This window comes from Mesorhizobium sp. M7A.F.Ca.CA.003.01.2.1 (assembly GCF_003998945.1).
GTDB classification, from domain to species: Bacteria; Pseudomonadota; Alphaproteobacteria; order Rhizobiales; family Rhizobiaceae; genus Mesorhizobium; species Mesorhizobium ciceri.
Genome location: NZ_RZRA01000396.1, coordinates 1 through 4852, shown reverse-complemented (window position 1 = coordinate 4852; position 4852 = coordinate 1). Strand labels below are relative to the sequence as shown.

4 protein-coding genes are annotated in these 4852 nt (G+C 63.3%); 2 read left to right on the top strand and 2 right to left on the bottom strand.

The features are described from left to right. Both EN969_RS17035 and EN969_RS17030 read right to left on the bottom strand, forming a co-directional pair. Nucleotides 1-873, bottom strand: an 873-nt coding sequence (locus EN969_RS17035; protein WP_164758306.1) for a glycosyltransferase family 2 protein, incomplete at its 3' end; no start/stop codon positions are given. A gap of 40 nt (nt 874-913) precedes the next feature. Beyond that, on the bottom strand, nt 914-2086 hold the full coding sequence (locus EN969_RS17030) for a glycosyltransferase (RefSeq protein WP_063169885.1): 1173 nt from the start codon (nt 2084-2086) through the stop codon (nt 914-916). A 185-nt stretch (nt 2087-2271) separates the two neighbouring features. Between EN969_RS17030 and EN969_RS17025 the strand changes: the two genes are divergently transcribed. Together EN969_RS17025 and EN969_RS17020 are read left to right on the top strand one after the other, a co-directional pair. Further along, entirely contained in the window at nt 2272-3768 is a 1497-nt protein-coding gene (locus EN969_RS17025; RefSeq protein WP_063169884.1) for a lipopolysaccharide biosynthesis protein, read from the top strand. Between the two features lie 52 nt (nt 3769-3820). Then, entirely contained in the window at nt 3821-4843 is a 1023-nt protein-coding gene (locus EN969_RS17020) for a phosphoribosyltransferase family protein (RefSeq protein WP_013528105.1), read from the top strand. Nucleotides 4844-4852 lie beyond the last annotated feature (9 nt).

Below are 4852 nucleotides of genomic sequence, written 5' to 3'. Positions count from 1 at the left end.
AGCCGTCACCAGCCCGTAGCCCAGGCACACCGACGCCCACAGCAGCAGCGGCACCGCCGCCAGCCAGTGCACGAAAGAGAAGGCCGCCAGCAGCACCACCGGGAACACCAGCAGCGGCACCATCTGCCTCACCTTCGGGATGACGCGATGCTTCAGCACATTCTTGGCACGCCCGCGACCGTAGCCGAGATACTGGAAATAGAGGCCTGAGAGCGAGCCGCGCGGGTAGTAGACCATCTGCGTCTTGCCGCTCATCCAGATCTTGTAGCCGGCCTTGCGCAGGCGATAATCGAGCTCGGCGTCCTCGTTGTGGCTGAACGTTTCGTCATAGCCGCCGACGGCGCCGAACGCCGATATCCGCATCAGTGCATGATGGCCGTGATCGATCCACTGTCCCTGCGAAAGATGCCTATGCTTCGAGCCGCCGGTGCCGAGCTTGGAGTTCTGCGCCGCGGCCGCTGCTTTCTGCACGGCACCGCTGCCGCTGGTCAGCATCGAAACGACAACCGAATCCGCTGATGTAGCCAGCGCTTCCTCGACCAGCCGGTCGCAATAATCGTCGGGATAACCGCCATGCGCATCGATGCGGATGAGATAGTCGGCACCATCGCCGAAGGTACCGACGGCGAGATTGATCGCCGCGCTCTGGATGCGCCGCTTGTTGTGGAGCAGGATAACCCGCGGGTCCCTGGCAATGACTTCGTCTACGATGGAAAGCGTGCCGTCGGTGCTGCCGCCGTCGACGACGATGATCCGGGCGCCAAGCCTGGCGGCCGCGGGCCGCAATTGATCGAGCAGCGCACCGATATGGGCGGCTTCGTTCAGGCATGGGATAACGATCAGGCTGGATGAGGGTTTTTCCGTCTGCGTCATCAACCTCTGTCCATCTTGCCTCTGTCCATCCCCTGCCATCCTATGCCAATGCCTCGGCGGCAAACGAACCGGGCACGGCGGTCAGGCTGCGCAGCCGCTCGACAAGCGCACGGCAATCGCTGCGATCGTAGCTCCAGGTCCTCGGGTTGCGCGCCAGAACACGCCCCTTCAGCCTGGCGAAGCGATGCTCCTCCATCTTGCCTAGCGCGGCTTCGAGCGCTTCGGGCGACGCCTGCGGCAACAGCACGCCGATATCCTGCTGCTTGAGGAACCGCCCGGTCTCGGTATTGCCCATCGAGATCGGCACCGCGCCGAAACGGCAACCCTCATAGAGCCGGTTGGGCAGAAGCCATTCGGAGTTCTGCCCCGCTTCGAAGAAATCGATCGCCCAGGAAAAATGGACATCGTTGTAGATCGCCGCCATGTCTTCCGGATTGCGGTAGGGCCCGAGAAACGACAGCCATGGCTCGGCCTCGACAAAGCCGTGAAAGTCAGGGAATTCCGACAAAGCCGGACGGCCGCGCAGCACGATCTCGAAGCGGCCCTCCGTGCGGCGGGAGAAATCAGCCAGCAGCTCGAGCGAGCGGCGGCAGCGCAGCGCGCCGAACCAGCCGATCCGCCATGGCGGGCCGACCGGGCTCTCATCGGCCTCGGCAGCGCCGGGCACAATCGTCGCGGCCTCGAAATATTTGTTTTCGACCAGCTCGATGGGTGCCGCGACCTGGCCGAACGGCTTGAAATAATTGGCGATGAAGGCAGGCGAACTGGTCACCAGCAGCTTCACATCCCTGGCCAGAAATCGTTCGGTGGCACGCAGCGCCTTGCCCAGGACATCGTTGCGCAGCACAAGCCGATGAATGTCGAGGCACTCGTATACGATCGGAACCGATGCACCGAAGGCTGACCTGGCGCGGCGGGCAAGCGCCAGCATTTCCAGGTTGCGCGCGACGATGACATCCGGCTTTGGCATTCCGCCCAGCTTCGAGCCTATCGAAACGGCTGCTTTGGCTACGGCCGCGAGGCGTTGGCCGAATCGCCCGTCACGCGTCCCGCCGAGGTCGATCGGGCGCAGTCCCTCGATATCCGCAATCGGATTCGCGGTGCGACGGAATCCGGCCAAGGTGACCTGGGCCCCACCTGCCCTGAGCATCGTGATCCGCCGGCGCACCGCCGGGTCGGAAACGTCGTGCACTAGGTACAAGACATGCAGCATAAAAACTCGACCGCTGTTGGCCCACCCGAGGGAATGCTAGTACAGGTCTTGCTGCATCGCAACATTTTTGGTGCGGCGGTCCACGTTTTCTGTTGCACTGCAAAATTATTGCCGTAGTTTGTGGTCGGCGGCGGTCGTGGATTTTCGGGCTCGAAAATCCACGTAAAAAATCAGGAATCCTGAATTTGGAAGCCAATGCATTCGATCCGCCAGAAGGCTCCTTGCGCAAATCGGTTGGGCGCGGCGCGGTTGTCACGGCCATGGCGCAATCGGTGCGGGTCGCGACACAGATTCTGTCGGTTATCGTGCTGTCGCGGTTGTTGTCGCCACAGGATTTCGGTGTCGTGGCGATGTGCGCGCCGGTGCTTGCCTTTATCGCACTGTTCCAGGATTTCGGCCTGACCCAGGCAACGATCCAGAAATCAGGCATCCGGCATGAGGAGGTGAACTACCTCTTCTGGATCAATGTCGCCGTCAGCGCGATCCTGGCTTGCGTGCTTGCGGGTGCCGCGCCCCTGGTTGCTGCCTTCTACGGCGAGCCGCGCGTGACAGGTCTGGTGGCTGCGTTCGGGCTGCAGATCATGGCCTATGGGCTTGGCGCCCAGCATCTGGCGCTCTTGACGCGCCGTATGCAGTTCGGCCGGCTGGCCGTCATCGACGTCGCCAGCGCCATCGCCGGGCTTGCCGTGTCGATCGCCTGGACCTTCATCGATCGCTCCTATTGGGCCCTGTTTGCCGGCACGCTGACCGGTGCCGTGCTGCCGACGCTCTGCTACTGGGCGAGTTCGCGCTGGCGTCCGGGCCTGCCGCGCAAGGTCGCCGGCATCGGCGAGCTGATCAATTTCGGCGCCGGCATCACCGGCTTCAACTTCGCCAATTTCTTTGCCCGCAACCTCGACAACGTGCTGATCGGCAAATATTGGGGCGAGGCGCAGCTCGGCCTCTATGACCGCGCCTACAAGCTGCTTCTGTTTCCGCTGAGCCAGATCACCAACCCCTTGTCGAAGGTGATGGTTCCAGCACTTTCCAGGCTGAAGGACGAGCCGGATCGCTACCGCAGCGCCTATCTGCGCGTCATGCCGCTGATCCTGCTGGTGGCGCTTCCCGGTGTCGCCTTCGCCACCGCGATGTCGGATGTGCTGATCCCCTTCGTGCTCGGCGAGCAATGGCGCGCAAGCGCCTCGATTTTCCTGGCGCTCGGCTTTGCCGGGCTGCTGCAGCCGCTCAACAATCCGGCGGGGTGGCTTTTCGTCAGCCAGGGCCGCTCCGGCGATTTCATGCGCTGGGGCATCATAACGGCCGTGACGTCGGTGCTGGCTTTCATGCTCGGCCTGCCCTATGGCGCGCTGGGCGTGGCGATCGCCTATGCGATCAGCGAATATCTGCGGACGCCGTTCCTATGGCTCTATGTCGGCAAGAGCGGACCGCTGCAGGCGCATCATGTGCTGCGCGCGGCAACGCCGTTCGTGCTTGGCGCCCATCTGGCGCTGGCCGCGATCTGGTTCGTCAAGCCACTGCTGCCGCAGCAGCATGTCGTCGCCCTGGCCAGCAGCGCCGTGTTCGCCTACCTCATCACAATCATCATCGCACTGGCATTCGCCTCCGGCCGCGAAGCCTTGCGCGAGGCGCTCAAGATGCTGCCGGCAAGGCTGCCTGCGGCAGCGCCGCGCGAAGCGCAATAATTTGGGCGTCTTCGACTGCTACGGACATCTCCTCCAGGACCAGGTCTGAACCATGCACTACCGATCGATCTCCGATATGAACGACGCCATCGTCAGGGGCCTGCACCGGCTGCCGCGCGACATCGACCTGGTCGTCGGTGTGCCGAGAAGCGGCGTTTTGGCAGCGACGCTGGTCAGCCTTGCGGCGAACATTCCGATGACCGATCTCGACAGCTTCCTGGCTGGGCGAATCTACACATCAGGCGTCACCAAGCGCCGGGCCGCTCTCGACCGCAAGGTTTCCGAGATGCGCAAGGTGCTGGTGATCGACGACAGCGTCGCCGGCGGCAACGCCATGCGCGACGCACGCGCCCGCATCCAGGCTGCGGGCATCGAGGCGGACTTCACCTTTGCCGCCGTGTTCGGCCTTGAGCCCCTGCACCAGGAAACCGACCTCGTCTTCGAGGTCGTGCCGCATCCGCGCATGTTCCAGTGGAACTTCATGCATCACAAATTCCTGGCGCAATGCTGCGTCGACATTGACGGCGTGCTGTGCCTCGACCCGACAGAGGCGGAAAACGACGACGGCCCGGCCTATGAGAAATTCCTCAGCGAAGCGCGGCCGCTCCATGTCGCGACCCACAGGATCGGCTGGCTGGTCACCAGCCGGCTGGAGAAATACCGCGCGCTCACCGAGGCATGGCTCGCCAAGCATGAGATCAAATACGACCAGCTGATCATGCTCGATCTGCCGAGCAAGGCGGAACGGCAACGACTCGGCGCGCATGGCAGTTTCAAGGCCGATTTCTACCGCAAGTCCGATGCCATCCTGTTCATCGAGAGCGAGCACGAACAGGCGCTGAAGATCACCGAACTGTCAGGCAAGCCGGTGCTGTGCGTCGAAACGCATATGGTCAGCTTCCCCGACGCGCTGTCGCTGCCGGCACTTGGCCAGGCGGCCCGCAACCTGCCGGCAAGGCTGCGGCAGATCAAGTCGCAAGAGGGCCGCAAGAGCGCCGCCAAGACCATTGCCCGCGCACTGCTTGGCGCCCGCGGCTACGAGACGCTGAAAAGCCGGGTCAAGCGTCCGGCCTGACCTGCTCAG

Excerpts from the sequence above, each read along its gene's own strand:
- EN969_RS17030 (WP_063169885.1), bottom strand. The coding sequence starts at position 2,086 with ATGCTGCATGTCTTGTACCTAGTGCACGACGTTTCCGACCCGGCGGTG.
- EN969_RS17020 (WP_013528105.1), top strand. The coding sequence starts at position 3,821 with ATGCACTACCGATCGATCTCCGATATGAACGACGCCATCGTCAGGGGC.